We start from the raw sequence: 18,890 nt of genomic DNA, 5'->3' as shown, positions 1-18,890 counted from the left end.
GCAGGATCGTCGGTGACCACGCTGACCGCCGAACCACCTCACGGCGAACGGCAGTTGGAGTTCAGGATAAAGGCTGACGAACCATCATGAGGAGAGTCGGGACACGCCCGTCATCCGGCCTTCGCCGAACCGCGAGGTTTCATACGGGATTCAAGGGCTACCCGCATGACATGTCCCCTCGATATCGCAACGGTTCCAATTCAGCCGGCAGGGTCGTCGCCATCGTTGCCGACATCATGGCCTTCATCCTCGGCCTGTGGATCCTCATGTACCTGCTGGACGCCAACCAGGGCAACTCGTTCGTCCAGTTCATCCATGACTCCGCACGCTGGCTCGCCGGCTGGTCGCACGACCTGTTCACGTTCGACGAGCAGTGGGCACGGGTCGTCGCAGGCTACGGTCTCGCGGCCGTCGTCTACCTCTTCATCGGGCACGCGATCGCCAACCGCGTACGCAGCTGATCCCCTGCTGGTCGCGTACACGATCGGACCCCTACTGGCAGCAGTCGGGGTCCAGTCCGAACGGCAGGCGGTCGCCGCCGAAGACCGCGCACGTCGCCTCGTCCCCGCCCAGCGCGGCCACGGCGAGGAGCAGGGAGCCCGCCGTCCACGAGGTGAGCTCCTCGGGCCAGATCGCCCGTGAGTCGAAGACGAAGCCGGTCCAGTAGAGGCCCGTCGCCGGGTCGCGCAGGTGCTGGATCGACTGCAGTATCTCCAGGGCACGGTCGGACTCGCCCACGGTCCACAGGGCCAGGGCGAGTTCGGCCGATTCGCCGCCCGTCACCCACGGGTTGGGCACCACGCAGCGCACGCCGAGCTCCGGGACCACGAACCGGTCCCAGTCCCGCTCGATGCGCTCCTTCGCCTCGGTGCCCGTCAGCGCGCCGCCCAGCACCGGGTAGTACCAGTCCATCGAGTAGCGGTCCTTGTCGAGGAACCGCTCGGGGTGCCGGCGGATCGCGTGGCGCAGCGCGCCCACCGCCAACTCCCAGTCGGGCTGCGGCTCGTCGCGCTCCTCGGCGATGGCGAGCGCGCAGCGCAGCGCGTGGTGGACGGACGAACTCCCGGTCAGCAGCGCGTCCTCGACGGCCCTGCCGTCCTCCTCGCGCTTCCAGCCGATCTGGCCGCCCGGCCGCTGGAGTTCCAGGACGAACTCCACCGCCGCGAACACCGACGGCCACATCCGGTCGAGGAAGCCGTCGTCGCCGGTCGCCAGGTAGTGGTGCCACACCCCGACGGCGATGTACGCGCAGAAGTTGGTCTCGCGCCCGCGGTCGGTGACGTCGGCCGCGTCCCCGTCGGCGTAGGCCGCGTACCAGGAACCGTCCTGGTTCTGGTGCCGGGCCAGCCATTCGTACGCCCGGGCGGCGGCCTCGTGCTCGCCGGCGGCGTCCAGGGCCATGGCGGCCTCGGTGTGGTCCCACGGGTCGAGGTGGTGACCGCGGAACCACGGGATGGCGCCGTCCGCGCGCTGTACGTCCAGGATTCCCCGGACGGTCTGCGCGGCCTCTTCCGCGGTGAGCACCCCTGTCAGGACGAGGTGCTCGGTGCGCGGAGTCGTCACGAAACGTCCGCGGGCGCCGTGCCGGCCGCTGCCGTGGCGACGACACCGGCGGGCAGGTGGGGCTTGGTCGCGTACGCCACGAAGCTCTTGCCGATCAGCGGGTTGAGCGCCTGCTCGGCGACCCGGGTCGCGAGGGGCTTCTTCATGATGTCCCAGACGAGGAGCTTGTGGTACGCCCGGACCGGCAGCACCTTGTCGTTGTCGACGCCGAACGCGCACTTCAGCCACCAGTAGGGGCTGTGCAGCGCGTGGGCGTGATGCGTGCCGTACGGCCGCAGGCCCGCCTCGCGGATCTTGCCGAGCAGCTCGTCCGCCTTGTAGATGCGGATGTGGCCGCCCTCGACCTCGTGGTACGCGTCCGACAGCGTCCAGCAGACCTTCTCGGGCCCGTAGCGCGGAACCGTGATCGCTATCCGGCCGCCGGGCCTGAGCACGCGGACCATCTCGGCGAGCACGCCCTTGTCGTCCGGGATGTGCTCCATCACCTCGGAGATGATGACGACGTCGAACGACTCGTCGGGGAAGGGCAGCCGCAGCGCGTCACCCTCCATCGCGGTGGCGGTGGCGCCCTCCGGTGCCTCGCCCGCCTCCTTCATCGCGGCGAACCACTTGGCGACCTCGCGAATTTCCTCGGCGTTCTGGTCCAGTGCGACGACCTGGGCTCCGCGCCGGTAGCACTCGAAGGCGTGGCGTCCCGCCCCGCACCCGAGATCCAGCACTCGGTCCCCCGGGGCGAGCGGGAACCGGGAGAAGTCGACGGTCAGCACGTGGTCCTGCTTTCGCGGTGAGGGGTGTCCACGGGGGTGGCGGCGGGGTCCGCCGGGTTCATGGGGGTGGTGGGCGCCCCGGTCTCGGGGGCGGCGGGGGCCGGGTCCGTCTCCCGGGTGGGCGTGGAGCGGCCGGGAGACTGGGCCGCGGGGCGGCCGGGGCGGGTCGCGGAGCGGCGCCGGGTCTCGCCCGCGGCGCGGCCGGAGTCGGCGATCGCCTCGCGGTAGCGGGCCACCGTGCCCTCGGCGGCGCGGGCCCAGGTGAACTTCTCCAGTACGCGCGCACGCCCGGCCGCGCCGAGCCGCTCGCGCAGGCCCGGGTCGCCCAACACCCTGCTCAGACCGGCGGCCAGCGCTCCCGCGTCGCCGGGCGGGACGGCCAGGCAGGTCTCGCCGTCGGGTCCCGCGACCTCGGGGATGGCTCCGCCGGTGGTGGCCACCAGCGGTGTACAGGTCGCCATCGCCTCGGCGGCGGGGAGCGAGAAGCCCTCGTACAGGGAGGGCACGCAGGCGACTTCGGCGGACCGGACGAGGTCGACGAGCTCCGCGTCCGAGATGCCCTTCACGAACTCGACGGCGTCTTCGAGCCCGTACCGCTCGATGAGCTGGGCGACCGGCCCGTCCTCGGCCCGTCGGCCGACGACCACGAGGTGGGCGCCGGGGTGCTCGGTACGGACCTTGGCGAGCGCCTCGACGAGGAAGACGAGGCCCTTGAGGGGGACGTCCGCGCTGGAGGTCGTGACGATCCGGCCCGGCACCTTCGGCACGGACGGATCGGGCGAGAAGAGGTCGGCGTCGGCGCCGATGTGGACCACGTGGATGCGCTCGTCGCGTACGCCGAGGTGGTCGACGATCTCCTGGCGGGACGTGCCGGAGACGGTCAGCACGGACCGCAGCCGGCGTGCGACGCGCTTCTGCATGCGGGTGAACGCGTACCAGCGGCGGACGGACATCCGTTTGCGGCGGCTCCCTGCGGCGTCCAGCTCCAGCTGCCGGTCCACGGTGATGGGGTGGTGGATGGTGGTGACCAGCGGCGCGCCCACATCCCCCAACAGCCCGTAACCGAGGGTCTGGTTGTCGTGCACGACGTCGAAGTCGCCGCGCCGGGCGCGCAGATGGCGGCGGGCGCGCAGGGAGAACGTCAGCGGCTCGGGGAAGCCGCCGGTCCACATCGTGCCGACCTCGACGGCGTCGATCCAGTCGCGGAACTCGTCCCGCTTCGGGGTACGAAAGGGGTCCGGGGAGCGGTACAGGTCGAGACTGGGCAGCTCGGTGAGGGAGAGCCCGTCGAGGCCCTCGCCCTCGTCGAGCACCGGGTACGGCTGTGAGCCGATGACCTCGACCTGGTGGCCCAGGCGGGCCAGCTCGCGCGAGAGGTGCCGTACGTAGACACCCTGCCCGCCGCAGAACGGGTTCCCCTTATAGGTGAGGAGCGCGATGCGCAGCGGTCTGTCGGCGTCGGCGGCCGAGCCCGCGTGGAGGCCTGCCTCCATGGCCTCATGGGTCACTCTCGGCCCCCTTCTTCCAGCACGTTCCCGCGAGATTACTTCGGGACGGTAATCTAGAACAAGTTTCAGACTTGATCGTTCAGGGAGCACTGAATCTACCGGCAGGTAGCCCTCCTGTGAGCGGTGGATCGGGTGATTCACGCCACGGCCGGGCTCTACTCTGCTGTCGACCCACCCGCCCCCGCCGCCTCTGTTGTACGAACGTCACGGAACGGGATCCATGCCTGCGGAAGCCAAGACTGCGGCGAAGGCCGCGCAGCCGCCCGTACGGGCCGCGCAGCCGGTCACTCCCCCGCTCACCGAGCGCCAGGAGGCGCGACGGCGGCGCATCCTGCACGCGAGCGCGCAGCTGGCGAGCCGGGGCGGCTTCGACGCGGTGCAGATGCGGGAGGTGGCGGAGTCGTCCCAGGTGGCCCTGGGCACGCTCTACCGCTATTTCCCGTCGAAGGTGCATCTGCTGGTCGCGACCATGCAGGACCAGCTGGCTCATATGCACGGCACGCTCCGCAAGAAGCCGCCGTCGGGCGAGACGGCGGCGGAGCGGGTGGCGGAGACCCTGATGCGGGCCTTCCGAGCGCTCCAGCGCGAGCCGCACCTCGCCGACGCGATGGTCCGCGCGCTCACGTTCGCCGACCGCAGCGTCAGTCCGGAGGTCGACCAGGTCTCCCGCCAGACCACGGTGATCATCCTCGACGCGATGGGCCTCGACGCCCCCACCCCCGCCCAGCTCTCCGCCGTCCGCGTGATCGAGCACACCTGGCACTCGGCCCTGATCACCTGGCTCTCCGGCCGCGCGTCCATCGCCCAGGTGAAGATCGACATAGAAACGGTCTGCCGCCTGATCGACCTGACATCGAAGGACGACCAAGCCCCCCGATAAGGCCGCGGGACGCCCCGCAAGGGGCACGGGGAACGCCGCGAACACCCCGGACCGCCCCGCGGCTTCCCGGCGGCACGGGGAACTGCGCGAACACCCCCGGACCAGCCCGCGGCTTTCCGGGGACGCGGGTGCGCGAACACCCCCGACCGGCCCGCAACTTCCCGGCGGCACGGGGAACGCCGCGAACACCCCCGACCGGCCCGCACCTTTCAGGGGCGCGGGGAACTGCGCGAACACCCCGACCGGCCCGCACCAGACAACGCACCTCTCCCCCCCCCCCACTCCCCAGGGGCGCGGGGAACGGCGCACCCAGCCCTCACCGCCCGTCAGCCGACACCCACGCCCACCCCCGCCCCTTCACCGTCACTCCTCCGGAGGAAACACCGTCTCCCCACTCCCCAGCAGAGTGATCATGATCGCCTCCACCGGACACCCCTCCGCCGCCCCCAGAATCATCTCGTTGGCGTCCGTCTCGGGATCCGTCGGATGTGACTGCATCGCGGAGTCGAGACGAAAGGCGGCCGGCGCGAGGTGCGTGCACTGGGCAGAGCCGATGCACAGCGACCGGTCGACCTCGACATGCCAGCGGTCACCCATCCTCAGGCCTCCCAGCCGGCCGGCAGATGGATCATCTTGTGCTCCAGGTACTCCCCGAACCCCTCGGGCCCGAACTCCCGCCCCAGCCCGGAGTTCTTGTAGCCGCCGAAGGGCCCGAGCATGTCGAGACTGAAGGTGTTCACGGAATACGTACCGGTACGCACCTGCCGGGCCACCTCCACACCCCGCGCCACGTCCCCCGTCCACACACTCCCGCTCAACCCGTACTCGGAGTCGTTCGCGATCTTCACCGCCTCCGCCTCGTCCCCGTAAGGGAGCAGGCAGATCACCGGCCCGAAGATCTCCTCACGGGCGATCCGCATGGAGTTGTCGACGTCGCCGAAGAGCGTCGGCTCGACGTACCAGCCGCGGTCCAGGCCGGCCGGGCGCCCTCCACCCGTGAGGATCTTCGCGCCCTCCTCCTGCCCGATGCGGATGTAGTCGAGGTTGCGCTGCTGCTGCCGCTGCGCGACCAGCGGGCCGACCTGGGTCGCGGGGTCCAGCGGGTCGCCGACCACCAGCGCGTTCGCCGCCGCGGCGAAGGCCTCCGCGAACTCGTCGTAGCGCGAGCGCGGCAGCAGGATGCGGGTCTGGGCGACGCACGCCTGGCCGTTGTTCATCCAGGCCGCCGAGACGATGCCCGGCACGGAGGTGTCGATGTCCGCGTCCGGCAGGACCACGGCCGCCGACTTCCCGCCCAGTTCCAGTGTCACGCGGGTGAGGTTGCGCGAGGCGACCTCCATGACACGGCGGCCCGCCGCGACCGACCCCGTGAAGGACACCTTGTCGATCCGGGGATGCCCGACGAGGTACTCGCTCACCTCGCGGTCCGCCGGCAGGATCGACAGGACGCCCTCCGGCAGCCCGGCCTCCTTCGCGATCTCGCCGAGTATGTACGCGTCCAGCGGCGACTCGGGCGACGGCTTGAGCACCACCGTGCAGCCGGTCAGCAGCGCGGGCGCGAGCTTGGCCGCCGCCACGAACTGCGGCACGTTCCAGGGGACGACGGCCGCGACGACCCCGACCGGCTCGCGCCGCACGAGGATCTTCCCGAGCACTCCGTCGCGGGCCTCCTCGTACGTGAAGTCCCGGGCGACCGTGATCGCCGCGTCCCACACCATCATCGCGCCGAGCGCCTGCGCGAGGACGCTCCAGGAGTACGGGGAACCGTTCTCGGAGGAGATAACCCTGGCGATCTCCTCGTGCCGTACGGCGATCGCGTCCTTGATCCGGGTGACCACCTCGACGCGCTCGTCGAGGGACATCCGCGGCCAGGGCCCCTCGTCGAAGGCGGTGCGCGCCGCCGCGACGGCCCGGTCGACGTCCTCCCGCGAGGCGTGCGGCACCCGGCCGATGACCTCTTCGGTGTGCGGGGAGACCACCTCGATGACGTCCCGGCCGCTGGGAGCGGACAGCTCGCCGCCGATGAACAGCTGTGCGTGTTCCACGAGTTCGGTCATGACCGACTGCCTCTCCGAGGACATTCCCTGACGGTGCATCAGACACTGAAACTGATACCAGTTCCACTTGGAGGAGTCCACGGAGCGCACAGCACTCCCATTGAAACGGGTTCTAGTTATAGTGGCCGGGAGTCGGCGACAGGGGAGCCCATGCCACAGGTGACCGATCACGGCGGCGGCGTACGGTCCGTCGAGGTCCCCATCCCGGACAACCCCCTCGGGAACACGCTCGTGTACGTCGTGGACACCGACCGCGGGCCGGTGCTGATCGACACGGGCTGGGACGATCCGGCGTCCTGGGACGCGCTCACCGAAGGGCTGGTCGCCTGCGGGACGGCCGTCGGGGAGATCCACGGCGTGGTGATCACCCACCACCACCCCGACCACCACGGGCTGTCGGCCAAGGTCCGTGAGGCCTCCGGCGCGTGGGTGGCCATGCACGCCGCCGACATCGCCATCGTGCGGCGGACCCGCGGGACCAGGCCCGGCCGCTGGTTCACGTACATGGCGGACAAGCTGACCGCCGCGGGCGCGCCCGAGGAGCATGTGGCGCCGCTGCGCACCGCGCGCTCCCGGCTCCCCGGCCTGTCCCCCGCGCTCCCCGACCGGGAGATCGTCCCCGGTGAACTCCTCGACCTGGCAGGCCGGCGCCTGCGTGCGATCTGGACGCCGGGCCACACGCCCGGCCACGTCTGCCTCCACCTGGAGGAGGCCCATCCGGCCCGACTTCCGGGCAGCGGACGCCTGTTCTCCGGGGACCACCTCCTGCCGAGGATCACCCCGCACATCGGGCTGTACGAGGACCCCGACGACGACACCGAGCCCGATCCGCTCGGCGACTACCTCGACTCCCTGGAGCGGATCGGGAGCCTCGGACCGGCCGAGGTGCTCCCGGCCCATCTGCACGCCTTCACCGACGCGCCGTCCCGCGTACGGGAGTTGCTGGACCACCACGAGGAACGCCTCACCGGCCTGCGCTCCCTTCTCTCCACCCCGCTCACCGTGTGGCAGGTCGCCGAACTGATGGAGTGGAACCGCCCCTGGGCCGACATCCCGTACGCCTCCAGGAACATCGCGGTCTCGGAGGCGGAGGCCCATCTGCGCCGGCTGGTGAAGCTGGGCCGCGCGGAGGCGGTGACGGGGAGCGACCCGGTGACCTACACGGCTGTCTGACGGACCGTCGGATACACGGTCGTCGGAGTCCGGGGACGCGTCAGAAACCGGGGTCGCCAGTGGCCAGGGTTGTCAGGGGCCGGGGTTGTCAGGGGCCGGGGTTGTCAGGGGCCGGGGGCGTCGTCCACCGCGTAGGCGATGCCCCGCTCGTACGACATGGCCAGGCCCTCCGCGTACGCCTGTGCGTAGGCCTCGGCCCCGATCTGCCCGCGGACCAGGTGTTCGCGGGCGCGGCGGGCGGACATCAGGTCCGGCGAATGCAACTGGGCGCTGCCGAGCCGTTCCCAGATGCGCTGGCCGACGGCGAGCAGCCGGGCCGCGCGGGGCCCGTCTCCGGTCGCCACGACCGCCGAGGCCAGGATGTCGAGGGTGTGGGCGACACCGAGCGTGCTGTTCAGCAGCGAGTGCCCAAGGACGGCCGTACGGGCGTTGCGCTCCGCCGCCGCGATGTAGCCCTCGTCCAGGTCGACCTGGGCGACGAAGCAGCCGGCGAAGGCACCCGCCCACTGCTCACCACGCAGCACGCTCTCCGTACGGACCTCGTCGGCGACCGCCCTGGCGCTCACGAAGTCCCCGCGCAGCAGGTGGGTCATGGAGAGCGCGAGCCGCACCTGGAGCTGCGCGGACCCCAGCCAGTCGTCGCGGACCGGTAGCAGGTCGGCCGCCTCCAGGACCGCCTGCGCCTCGCCGAGCCGGCCACGCAGGAGCAGATGCCCGCCGGTGACGTACGCGGCGCCGACGACGGCCACCGCGTCGCCCTGTTCCACGGCCGCCGCCGTGCACACCGCCGCCCATCGCTCGGCGCTGTCGAGGTCGCCCTGCAGCAGGGCGACCGCCGCCCTCGCCCACAAGGCCCGTACGAGGTCGGGCCCGGTCGCCGGATCGGCGGTGAGCACCTGGTCGAGACAGAGCTGCGCGTCCCGCAGATAGCCGCAGTGGCGCCACAGGAAACCTATGTCGGCCGCCGTGCGCAGGGCGGTGGGACCGTCGCGCTCGGACAGCGCGCAGTCCATGGCGGTGCGGAGATTGGCGTGTTCGGCGATCACGCGCTCGGACCACAGCACCTGGCGGCCGGTGTTCCACTCCGCGCAGCCGCTGCGCGCGAGGCTCCGGTAGTGGTCCAGGTGACGCAGCCGCAGCGTCCGCTCCTCACCGAGCGCGCGCAGCCAGTCGCTCCCGAACTCCCGGACGCTGTCGAGAAGTTGGAAGCGGCCCGCGTCCGTGCGGTGGCGCAGCACGATGGACTGCTCGACGAGCCGTTCGAGCAGGGCCGCGATGCGTCCGGCGGGCAGGGGGCCGCCGGAGCAGACGTCCTCGGCCGCTGCCAGGTCGAAGCCGCCGGTGAACACGGAGAGCCTCGCCCACAGCAACCGCTCGACGGGCGCGCACAGTTCGTGGCTCCAGCCGATGGCCGTGCGCAGGGTGCGGTGCCGCAGCGGTCCTTCGCCGGGCCCCGACGCGAGCAGGTCGAGCGGGGACGGCAGACGCTCACCGAGCCGTTCGTCGAGTTCGCCGAGGGAGAGTTCGCAGAGGCGGGCGGCGGCCAGTTCGATGGCCAGGGGAATGCCGTCAAGCCGACGGCAGACGGCGGCGGCCGTGTCGGTCGAGGCCCCGTCGAGAACGAACCCGGACCGCGCCTCGCCGGCCCGCTGGGCGAACAGGTCGAGAGCGTCGCCCGGCCCTTTCCGGCTTCCGGGGCCCTCCTCCACCGGCAGCGGGTCGACCCGCACACGGAGTTCGGCGGGATGGCCGAGGTGCTCGCGGGTGGTGGCCAGGAACCGCAGGCCGGGCGCGGCGGGGAGGAGGGCGCGGACGAGGCCGGCGCAGTCGGAGAGCACGTGTTCGCAGGAGTCGAGGACGATCAGCGCCTTCTTGTCGGCCAGCCAGTCGGCGAGCACCTCGGTCACCGGGGACGTCGACCGGTCGGCGAGCCGCAGCGCCTCCACGACGGCGAAGCCCACCAGGCCCTGGGCGTGCAGCGGCGAGAGTTCCACGAACCAGACACCGTCCGGGTACCGGTCGCGGACGCGGCGGGCGGCGCGCAGGGCGAGCCGGGTCTTGCCGACGCCACCGGTCCCGACGAGCGTCACCAGGCGCCCGCGCCCCTCGACCCCACCAGCTCCCTCGGCCCCCTCGGCCCCCTCGGCCCCCTCGGCCCCCTCGGCCGGATCCAACAGCTCGTCGAGCCAGGCCAGTTCCCGCCGCCGGCCGACGAAGCTCCGTGTCTCCGGCGGCAGATTCCCCGGCCGCCCCTCGTCCGCCCCGCCTTCGCCCGTCCCGCTCTCGCCCGTCCCACTCTCGTCCGTCCTGTTGTCCGGCACGGCAACATCCCTCCCCGCCCGGCGTACGAGCGAGCCCCGTCGGATCGCGAACCCGGGCCAGTGTGACGCGGTCGGCGGGTCACTTCGAACCGCTCCGGCGAGGCGGACACGAACTCGGTCCCGCGTCGTCAGTTCCGGGCACATTGCGGCGAGATGCGATCAACTCCCTGTCGGCGCGGGTGCGGAAGGAGATATTCGGAGACCGTCGTGCGGAGATCGACGTGCGGAGACCGTCGGGAAGTGGCGGGGAAAGGGCGGAACCAGCGGATGACCCGCGACAGCGAGGAAGCACCGGGACGGCGCTCCTCGGACCCTCAGGAACGGGACCAGGTACGGGAGCGGGGGCGGCAGCCGGTACGGCTCGACCGACGTCGGAGGCCGCGCGGTCCCGGCCGCCCCCGCAAGCTCTCCGAGGGGCGGTTCCTCGCCCCTTCGGCGATCTGTGTGCTCATCGCCGCCCCCGCACTGCTGCTGGACCGGATCCCGCCCGCCGTCACCCTCGCGCAGTTGCTGCTCGGCTGTGCGCTCACCGTGCATGCCGTGCGCCAGCGGGACCGGCTCGTCACGCTGCTCGCCGAGGTGCGCGAGGTCGCGCGGATCACCCAGGAGACCATCGTGCGGCCGCTCTCCCGCAACCTCGCCGGCACCCACATCTCCACGCGCTACCACTGCGCCGTACGCGAATCGACGCTCGGCGGAGACCTGTACGACGTCGCGGTGACGCCCTTCGGCCTGCGGGTCCTCGTCGGTGACGTGCGCGGACACGGCCTGGAGGCCATCCGGCTGACCGCGGAGACGGTGGCCGGGTTCCGCGAACTCGCCTACACCGTGGCCGACTTGCCGGCCCTCGCCACCGGCCTGGACGAACGTCTCGCGCCGGATCTGGGCCCGGAGGACTTCGTCACCGCGCTCCTCGCGGAGTTCGCACCGGGCGAGGTCCGGCTGGTCAACTGCGGCCATCCGGCGCCCCTGCGCTCCGGGCAGCGCATCGAACTCCTCGAACCGGCGGTCACCGCACTCCCGTTGGGACTGCGGCCCGACCCGCTCCAGTACCGCGTACGCCTCCAGCCGGGCGACCGCCTCCTCCTCTACACGGACGGCCTCACCGAGGCACGCGCGCCCGACGGCACGGTCTTCCCCTTCCTCACCGAGGCGGCCCACGCCTTGCGCGACCCCCTCCCCGACGAGGCCCTGGACACCCTCTACGCCCGCCTCCTCGCCCACACGGGCACCACCCCCGTGGACGACCTGGCCCTCGTCCTCTGCCAGCCCACACAGCCCACGACCCCCACCCCCCGAACCCCCCACAAAAACACCACCGCATAGGGGCTTTCAGGGGCGCGGGGAACCGCGCACCCACCCCCCACCGCCCCGCACCCGCCGTTCAAGCCTCACCGAGCAGCCCACGGATCAACCGCTCGACGTCACCCAGAAGCCCGACCTCGGCAGGCCCGGTCGCAGGGTCGACGGCCCGCCGTTCCAGCGCCCGCCCAAGCTCACGGCGGACCCCCGTCAGGACGGCCGAGTCGCGGCACCCGGCAAGCAGAGCCGCCAACACCTCCCCCGCCCCCGCAGCATGCGGATGCCCCTCCACAACGGCAACCTGCGCGAGCAGCACCGCGGACATCCCCCAGTCCAGCCCCGGCGGCCCCTCCTCCGTGTTGTCCCAGTCGATCACCATCGGCCCGCCCGGAGTGAGCAGGACATTGTCCGGATGCAGGTCCAGATGCAGCACGCGCGCCCCGGGCTCACCCGAGACCCGCGCCGGAATCGCGTGCAACTCCCCCAGCAGCCGAGCGAGCACCCCCGCCCCCTCCGCCGCCGTGACCTCCCCCGCCGCCATCGCCCCGAGCAGCGTCGGCCCGGACAGCCGCTCCATCACGAGGTCGGCCCGCGACTCCGTCGCCCGCGGCCACACCCGCGGCACGGGATAGCCGTGGCCGTGTACGTACTCCATGACGTCCGCCGCGAAGGACGCGTCACCGACCCCGTCCCGGTAGCGGCGCAGCACCCACGCCCCACCACCCGCCCCGTCCGTCCCATCACCCTCGGACTCGTACGCGTAGACGTCCGCCCTGCGCCCCGACCCGACGAGGCCGCCGATCCGTGCGTGATCCCCCATGCTTCCCCCCGCGCTCCGTCCGGTACCGCACCCCGTACTCCCCCTGAGTCGAAGCTACCGGCCCACGCGGCCGGCCCCCAGGCGCATCACCGCCCCTGGGCATCGCGGCCCCGAAGGCATCGCCGCCCCCGGCCGCATTCCTACGGGCCGGTACAGTGAGCAGGTCGTCATCACACTCGTACGGGGGGAAGCCGGTGCAAATCCGGCGCTGACCCGCAGCCGTGTGCCGCCCTGTTCCCGCCGGGCGGCGAGCCGGATTGCCCCGTACGGAACGTGACCGGCTCGCGTCACCGGGACCCCGGTGACCGGCACCGTCGAGGCATACGGAGCCGAGCCGCCCGGGCTCCGGGCTGCCCGGCTGCTCCCCCCGCAGGGAGAGCCGAAGGGGCATCCCCGTCGGCGAACCCATGAGTACAGAGAGGCACCCGCCGATCATGTTTGTCCGCCGCAGTGCCGCGGTACTGGCCGCCACCGCCGTGATCGGCACGGCGTTCGCGCCGGCCGCCCTCGCCGACGAGTCGCCCTCCGCGTCCCCGTCCTCGTCTCCGTCGCAGGCGTTCCCCTCGGGTCTGTACGGCAGCACCGACCCCACGTACGACGGTGTCTGGCGGCAGTCGCTGGCGCTGCTCGCCCAGCACACCGTGGGTGTGAAGCCCGCGGCGAAGGCAGTCGACTGGCTCACCGGGCAGCAGTGCGCGAACGGCGGTTTCGCGGCCTACCGCGCGGACCCGGCCGCGAAGTGCGACGCCAAGACGCAGGTCGACACGAACAGCACGGGCGCCGCCCTCCAGGCTCTGGCGGCGCTCGACGCCGACGACGCCGCGACCGGCGCGGCCGTGAAGTGGCTGAAGTCCGTGCAGAACAAGGACGGCGGCTGGGGCTACCTGCCCGGCGGGGCCAGCGACACCAACTCGACGTCCGTCGTGATCGGGGCCCTGGAGGCCGCGGACACCGACGCCGAGGACCTGCGGTCGAAGGGCGACCGGACGCCGTACGACGCCCTGCGCGCCCTCGCCGTCCCCTGCGACGAGGACGGCGGGGGCGCCTTCGCCTTCCAGCCCGACAAGAAGGGCAAGCTCGCGGCGAACGCCGACGCCACGGCCGCGGGTGTGCTCGGCGCGCTCGGCGAGGGCCTGGTGACGGACCCCGAGGACGACGGGAAGTCCGCCGGGGCCGCCGAGTGCGCGGGCGGGAAGTCCCCGGCCCCGGAGCAGGCGGCGGCCAACGGCGCCGAGTACCTCGCCGGTGCGGTCGCCGGGTCCGGGTACCTGGAGTCCGCCCTCGCGGGCTCCGAGGACCAGCCCGACTACGGCAACACCGCCGACACGGTCGTCGCGCTCGCGGCGGCGGGCCGCCCGGCCGACGCCAGGAAGCCGCTGGCCTGGCTGGAGAAGAACTCCGGCCCCTGGGCGGCTAAGAGCGGCCCGGCCGCGTACGCGCAGCTGATCTTCGCGGCGCACGCCACGGGGACGGATCCGCGCGCGTTCGGCGGCGCCGACCTCGTGAAGCAGCTCGGCGCGACCGGCCCGGCGGGCGAGATCTCCGACCCGTCGGCCGACGCCAAGGACGGCAAGGGCGACAAGGGCGACAAGCAGGACGCTCAGGACGAGAGCGGGGACGACGGTGGGGTGAGCGTCTGGTGGATCGTCGGGGTCGGCCTGGTCGGCGGCATCGGCGTCGGTTTCCTCCTCAGCACCCGCAACAAGAAGAAGCAGCCGTGATCCGCCGCCGCCTGGCCCTGCTGGTCCTGGGCCTCCTGCTCGCCGTCCTCGGCACGGCGGGGCAGGCCCAGGCGGCCGGCTATCGCTACTGGTCCTTCTGGGACCGTGATTCCGGCGGCGGTACGTGGGTGTACGCGACCCAGGGCCCGTCGACCGCGCAGCCGTCCGACGGGGACGTGCAGGGCTTCCGTTTCTCGGTGAGCGAGGACTCCAAGCACTCGGCGAAGCCGCGCGGGAAGGCCGGTTTCGCGGCGATCTGCGCGAAGACGCCCGCGCGGGAGGGCGACAAGCGGGTCGCCCTCGTCCTCGACTTCGGTACGGCCGCGGACGCGCCGGCCGGCTCGGCACCGCCGGACCCGAACCCGCGCACGGCGTGCGCCCGCGTCGACGAGGACGCGACGACCGCGGACGCCCTCGCCGCCGTCGCCAAGCCGCTGCGCTACGACACGAACGCCCTGCTGTGCGCCATCGCGGGCTATCCCCGCACGGGCTGCGGCGAGGCCGTGTCGGGCGACTCGCACGGCTCCGGGTCGGGCGACCGTCCGAATGCCTCCCGGTCGCCACGGAGCGCGAGCGGGCCCGGGGACGGCGGGCCGTCGGTGGGCCTGGTGACCGGGGTCGCCGCCGTGGCCGTGCTGGGCGCCGCCGCGATCTGGCAGGCGCGTCGGCGACGCGGCTGACGGGACGCACACGATGACCACCGGCGACAACGGCAACTCCAGCAACTTCGGCAGCTCCGGCAGCTCCGGCAGCTCCGGCAGGAGCCTTCAGCGGCTTCGCGCCCCGCGGGCGACCCGTACCAACGCCGTTCACCCCGGCGCCTGGTGGGTCTGGGCCCTGGGCCTGGGAACCGCCGCGTCCCGCACCACCAATCCCCTCCTCCTCGCCCTGCTCGTCGGGGTCGCCGGTTACGTGGTGGCGGCGCGCCGGACGGAGGCCCCCTGGGCCCGTTCCTACGGCGCCTTCGTCAAGCTCGCGCTCGCCGTGCTCGGTATCCGGCTGGCCTTCGCCGTCGTCCTCGGCTCGCCCGTCCCGGGCACGCACACCCTCGTCACCCTCCCGGAACTCCCCCTCCCCGACTGGGCGCAGGGCATCCGCGTCGGCGGGCGGGTCACCGCGGAGGGCCTGGTCTTCGCGCTCTACGACGGCCTGAAACTCGCCACGCTCCTGATCTGCGTGGGCGCCGCGAACGCCCTCGCGAACCCGGCCCGCCTCCTCAAGTCACTGCCGGGCGCCCTGTACGAGGCGGGAGTCGCCGTCGTGGTCGCGCTCACCTTCGCCCCGAACCTGATCGCGGACGTCCAGCGGCTGCGGGCGGCCCGGCGGCTGCGCGGCCGTTCCGACACGGGTCTGCGCGGGCTGCTCCAGGTCGGACTGCCGGTCCTGGAGGGCGCGTTGGAGCGTTCGGTGGCCCTCGCCGCGGCGATGGACGCGCGGGGGTACGGCCGTTCCGCCGAGGTTCCCCCGGGCGTGCGCCGCACCACCGCCGCCCTCACCCTCGGCGGTCTGGTCGGGGTCTGCGCGGGAACGTACGGCCTGCTCACCGCGGAGGGCGGCAGTTACGGTCTGCCCGTGCTGCTCGCCGGACTCGCCGCGGCCCTCGGCGGGCTGTGGCTGGGCGGGCGCCGTTCGCTGCGCACCCGGTACCGGCCGGACGCGTGGGGCGTGCGCGCGTGGCTCGTCGCCGCGTCCGGTGCCGCCGTCGCGGCGCTGCTGATCCTGTACGCCTCGTACGACTCCGCCACCTACGCGGCCCTGCACCCCGGTGTCGTCCCGCTGACCGCGCCGACGCTTCCGCTGTGGCCCGCGGCGGCGGTGCTCCTCGGTCTGCTCCCCGCCTTCGTCGCCCCCGCCCCAGCCCCCGCTCTCCAGGACCCCGGCAAGGAGCCCTCATGATCCGCTTCGAGGATGTCTCCGTGACATACGACGAGGCGCCGGAGCCCACCGTCCGGAACATCGAACTCACCGTCCCCGAGGGGGAGTTGGTGTTGCTGGTCGGTCCTTCCGGGGTCGGCAAGTCGACGCTCCTCAATGCCGTGAGCGGGCTGGTCCCGCACTTCACGGGCGGCACCCTGCGCGGGCGGGTGACGGTCGCGGGCCGTGACACGCGCACGCACAAGCCCCGCGAACTCGCCGATGTGGTGGGCACGGTGGGCCAGGACCCGTTGTCGCACTTCGTCACGGACACGGTCGAGGACGAGCTCGCCTACGGCATGGAGTCGTTGGGTCTCGCGCCGGACGTGATGCGCCGCCGTGTCGAGGAGACCCTGGACCTGCTGGGCCTCGCCGACCTGCGCGACCGTCCCATCTCCACGCTCTCCGGCGGGCAGCAGCAGCGGGTCGCGATCGGCTCGGTCCTCACCCCGCACCCCGAGGTCCTGGTCCTCGACGAGCCGACCTCGGCCCTGGACCCGGCAGCCGCGGAAGAGGTCCTCGCGGTCCTCCAGCGCCTCGTCCACGACCTCGGCACGACGGTCCTCATGGCCGAACACCGTCTGGAACGCGTGGTGCAGTACGCCGACCACGTGGCCCTTCTCCCTTCTCCGGGCGCCCCGTTGCTGCTGGGCACGCCCGCCGAGGTCATGGCCGTGTCGCCGGTGTACCCGCCGGTGGTGGCCCTGGGCCGGCTCGACGGCTGGTCGCCCCTGCCGCTGACGGTCCGGGACGCCCGCCGGAGAGCGGGCGCCCTGCGGGACCGCCTGGCAGGGCTCCCGTACAAGGGGACGGGCCCGACCGGCCCCGCATCCGCACCCGGACCGGTGCCGACAGCCGGTGCGGCGGCGAGCGGCGTGTCCCCCTCCCGCCGCCCGCGTCTCTTCCGCAGGCGCCCCCTGGAGACACCCGGAACCACCCCGGGCACCCCGGGCACACCCCACCCGGCAGTGGTCACCGGCCTCGCCGTCCGCCGTGGCCGTACCGAGGTGCTCCACGACGTCACCCTGGCCGTCGCCCCCGGCGAGACCGTGGCGCTCATGGGCCGCAACGGCGCGGGCAAGTCGACGCTGCTCTCCGCCCTGGTCGGCCTCGTCTCCCCCTCGGCGGGGTCCGTACGCGTGAGCGGCCTCCGGCCCGACCGCACGGCGCCCGCGGAACTCATCCGCCGGGTCGGCCTCGTACCGCAGGAGCCCAGGGACCTGCTGTACGCGGACACGGTGGCCGGTGAGTGCGCGGCGGCGGACTCCGACGCGGGGGCCGCTCCGGGCACCTGCCGGGCCCTGGTGTCCGAGCTGCTGCCGGGCATCGGGGACGGCACGCATCCGCGGGACCTGTCGGAGGGCCAGCGGCTCACCCTGGCGCTGGCGGTCGTGCTGACGGCCGGGCCGCCGCTGATCCTCCTCGACGAGCCGACCCGCGGCCTCGACTACGCGGCCAAGTCCCGTCTGGTCACCCTGCTGCGGGCGCTCGCGGCCGAGGGCCACTCCATCGTCCTGGCGACCCATGACGTGGAGCTGGCCGCCGAACTCTCCCACCGGGTCGTCATCCTCGCCGACGGCGAGCCCGTCGCCGACGGACCGACCGCCGAGGTCGTCGTCGCCTCCCCGTCCTTCGCCCCGCAGGTCACCAAGGTTCTCTCGCCGCAGAAGTGGCTGACGGTCTCCCAGGTGCGCGAGGCGCTGGGCGAGCGCGAGGCGCCGGGCGCGTCCGAGCCGACGGAAGGGCCGTCTTCGTGAGTCCCCGCCGCTCCCCTCTTCCCCCTCCGCGGCCCCAGGCCCGTGCCGTCCGGCTGGGCCCCCGTTCCGTCGCCGCCCTCGTCCTGGTCGGTGCCATCGGGCTCGCCGCGCTCACCTGGCCGTTCTTCAGCGGGCCGACCTCGCAGGTCGGCGCCCACTCGAAGGACGCGCCCTGGCTGTTCGCGGGGCTGCTCGTGCTGCTGGTCGGGGTCGTCGCGGCGACGATCTCCGAGTCGGGGCTCGGCCCGAAGGCCGTGGCCATGCTCGGGGTGCTCGCGGCGACCGGCGCCGCGTTGCGGCCGATCGGAGCCGGTACGGCCGGGATCGAGCCGATGTTCTTCCTGATGGTGCTGAGCGGGAGGGTGCTGGGGCCGGGGTTCGGCTTCGTGCTCGGGGCGGTCACGATGTTCGCGTCCGCGCTGCTCACGGGCGGGGTCGGGCCCTGGATGCCGTTCCAGATGCTCTCGATGGGCTGGTTCACGATGGGCGCGGGGCTGCTCCCGGGCCCGGACCGGCTGCGCGGCCGGGGCGAGCTGGCGATGCTCGCCGCGTACGGCTTCCTGGCGGCCTTCGCATACGGCACGCTCATGAATCTGGCGGGCTGGCCCTTCATGGACGCGCTGTCGTCGAACGTCGCCTTCGACCCGGTCGACGCCGTGCACACCAACCTGGCGCGTTTCGTCGCGTACTGCCTGGCCACCTCCCTCGGCTGGGACCTGGGCCGGGCCACGGTGACGGTCGTCCTGACCGTCACTCTGGGCGCGACGGTCCTCAAGGCGCTGCGCCGGGCCACGCGCCGGGCCGCTTTCGAGACGCCGGTCACGTTCGGGGACCCCGACGGTGACGCCGGTGGTGCGGCGCCCGTCACACCACCCGGCCGCACGCTGTAGAAGCCGCAACTACTTCCTGTCACACCCACCGGGCGCATCTCGTGAGGCGGCCCACAGGACCTTGGTCCTCCACTAAGCGCGACCGTAGACCGCGAGCCTTGTCATGCCCACGGCCTAACACCCTCCGACCTGCGGATTGAGAGCCACGTCACAGAAGGACCTTCGCGGCGGATACGACCACAACTAGCAAAAGGGGGCATTGCGGACGGCTCGTCGG

At 72.9% G+C, this 18,890-nt stretch carries 16 protein-coding genes and 1 riboswitch; of the genes, 9 read left to right on the top strand and 7 right to left on the bottom strand.

Annotated features, from left to right (window positions below; translation table 11 throughout):
- Positions 1 to 170: 170 nt before the first annotated feature.
- Positions 171 to 461, top strand: a complete 291-nt coding sequence (locus OHS59_RS31085) for a hypothetical protein (RefSeq protein WP_328496654.1) — start codon at positions 171 to 173, stop codon at positions 459 to 461.
- 31 nt (positions 462 to 492) lie between these two features.
- On the opposite strand, the gene OHS59_RS31080 is transcribed toward OHS59_RS31085, so the two are convergent.
- From OHS59_RS31080 to OHS59_RS31070, 3 genes are read right to left on the bottom strand one after another with little or no spacing between them, the layout of a single operon-like run.
- A complete protein-coding gene (locus OHS59_RS31080) occupies positions 493 to 1,563 on the bottom strand; it encodes a prenyltransferase (protein ID WP_328496653.1) in 1,071 nt (356 codons plus the stop codon).
- A complete protein-coding gene (locus tag OHS59_RS31075) occupies positions 1,560 to 2,330 on the bottom strand; it encodes a class I SAM-dependent methyltransferase (protein WP_328496652.1) in 771 nt (256 codons plus the stop codon). The genes OHS59_RS31080 and OHS59_RS31075 overlap by 4 nt, the downstream gene beginning before the upstream one ends.
- Positions 2,324 to 3,838, bottom strand: a complete 1,515-nt coding sequence (locus OHS59_RS31070; RefSeq protein ID WP_443061530.1) for a glycosyltransferase family 4 protein — start codon at positions 3,836 to 3,838, stop codon at positions 2,324 to 2,326. Before OHS59_RS31070 ends, OHS59_RS31075 begins: the two co-directional genes overlap by 7 nt.
- Positions 3,839 to 4,058: 220 nt before the next feature.
- Between OHS59_RS31070 and OHS59_RS31065 the strand changes: the two genes are divergently transcribed.
- Positions 4,059 to 4,718, top strand: coding sequence for a TetR family transcriptional regulator (locus tag OHS59_RS31065; protein WP_328496651.1), 660 nt, complete (start codon positions 4,059 to 4,061; stop codon positions 4,716 to 4,718).
- A 363-nt stretch (positions 4,719 to 5,081) separates the two neighbouring features.
- On the opposite strand, the gene OHS59_RS31060 is transcribed toward OHS59_RS31065, so the two are convergent.
- Both OHS59_RS31060 and OHS59_RS31055 read right to left on the bottom strand, forming a co-directional pair.
- Entirely contained in the window at positions 5,082 to 5,315 is a 234-nt protein-coding gene (locus OHS59_RS31060) for a ferredoxin (RefSeq protein WP_328496650.1), read from the bottom strand.
- Between the two features lie 2 nt (positions 5,316 to 5,317).
- On the bottom strand, positions 5,318 to 6,775 hold the full coding sequence (locus tag OHS59_RS31055) for an aldehyde dehydrogenase (RefSeq protein WP_328499428.1): 1,458 nt from the start codon (positions 6,773 to 6,775) through the stop codon (positions 5,318 to 5,320).
- 150 nt (positions 6,776 to 6,925) lie between these two features.
- Between OHS59_RS31055 and OHS59_RS31050 the strand changes: the two genes are divergently transcribed.
- On the top strand, positions 6,926 to 7,948 hold the full coding sequence (locus tag OHS59_RS31050; protein WP_328496649.1) for an MBL fold metallo-hydrolase: 1,023 nt from the start codon (positions 6,926 to 6,928) through the stop codon (positions 7,946 to 7,948).
- Positions 7,949 to 8,052: 104 nt separating this feature from the next.
- Here OHS59_RS31050 and OHS59_RS31045 read toward each other — a convergent pair whose 3' ends face one another.
- Positions 8,053 to 10,269, bottom strand: coding sequence for an ATP-binding protein (locus OHS59_RS31045; RefSeq protein ID WP_328496648.1), 2,217 nt, complete (start codon positions 10,267 to 10,269; stop codon positions 8,053 to 8,055).
- A 267-nt stretch (positions 10,270 to 10,536) separates the two neighbouring features.
- On the opposite strand from OHS59_RS31045, the gene OHS59_RS31040 reads away from it, so the two are divergent.
- Positions 10,537 to 11,595, top strand: coding sequence for a PP2C family protein-serine/threonine phosphatase (locus OHS59_RS31040; RefSeq protein ID WP_328496647.1), 1,059 nt, complete (start codon positions 10,537 to 10,539; stop codon positions 11,593 to 11,595).
- 58 nt (positions 11,596 to 11,653) lie between these two features.
- Here OHS59_RS31040 and OHS59_RS31035 read toward each other — a convergent pair whose 3' ends face one another.
- The gene (locus OHS59_RS31035) at positions 11,654 to 12,391 is read right to left on the bottom strand and encodes a phosphotransferase (protein WP_328496646.1); all 738 of its coding nucleotides are present in this window, start codon (positions 12,389 to 12,391) and stop codon (positions 11,654 to 11,656) included.
- A gap of 184 nt (positions 12,392 to 12,575) precedes the next feature.
- A riboswitch (cobalamin riboswitch) is annotated at positions 12,576 to 12,654 on the top strand.
- Positions 12,655 to 12,825: 171 nt separating this feature from the next.
- Between OHS59_RS31035 and OHS59_RS31030 the strand changes: the two genes are divergently transcribed.
- From OHS59_RS31030 to OHS59_RS31010, 5 genes are read left to right on the top strand one after another with little or no spacing between them, the layout of a single operon-like run.
- Complete coding sequence (locus OHS59_RS31030; protein WP_328499427.1) at positions 12,826 to 14,112, top strand: prenyltransferase/squalene oxidase repeat-containing protein; 1,287 nt, start codon at positions 12,826 to 12,828, stop codon at positions 14,110 to 14,112.
- The gene (locus tag OHS59_RS31025; protein ID WP_328499426.1) at positions 14,112 to 14,792 is read left to right on the top strand and encodes an SCO2322 family protein; all 681 of its coding nucleotides are present in this window, start codon (positions 14,112 to 14,114) and stop codon (positions 14,790 to 14,792) included. The genes OHS59_RS31030 and OHS59_RS31025 overlap by 1 nt, the downstream gene beginning before the upstream one ends.
- Before the next feature lie 13 nt (positions 14,793 to 14,805).
- Entirely contained in the window at positions 14,806 to 16,008 is a 1,203-nt protein-coding gene (locus OHS59_RS31020) for a CbiQ family ECF transporter T component (RefSeq protein ID WP_328496645.1), read from the top strand.
- Positions 16,005 to 17,783, top strand: a complete 1,779-nt coding sequence (locus tag OHS59_RS31015; RefSeq protein WP_328496644.1) for an ABC transporter ATP-binding protein — start codon at positions 16,005 to 16,007, stop codon at positions 17,781 to 17,783. The genes OHS59_RS31020 and OHS59_RS31015 overlap by 4 nt, the downstream gene beginning before the upstream one ends.
- Positions 17,780 to 18,673 (top strand): ECF transporter S component, encoded by an 894-nt coding sequence (locus OHS59_RS31010; RefSeq protein ID WP_328496643.1) that lies wholly within the window; start codon positions 17,780 to 17,782, stop codon positions 18,671 to 18,673. Before OHS59_RS31015 ends, OHS59_RS31010 begins: the two co-directional genes overlap by 4 nt.
- Positions 18,674 to 18,890 lie beyond the last annotated feature (217 nt).

Source organism: Streptomyces sp. NBC_00414, assembly GCF_036038375.1.
Taxonomy (GTDB): Bacteria; Actinomycetota; Actinomycetes; order Streptomycetales; family Streptomycetaceae; genus Streptomyces.
Note: the sequence above shows the minus strand (reverse complement) of the source record. Positions and strands in the feature narration are given on the sequence as shown.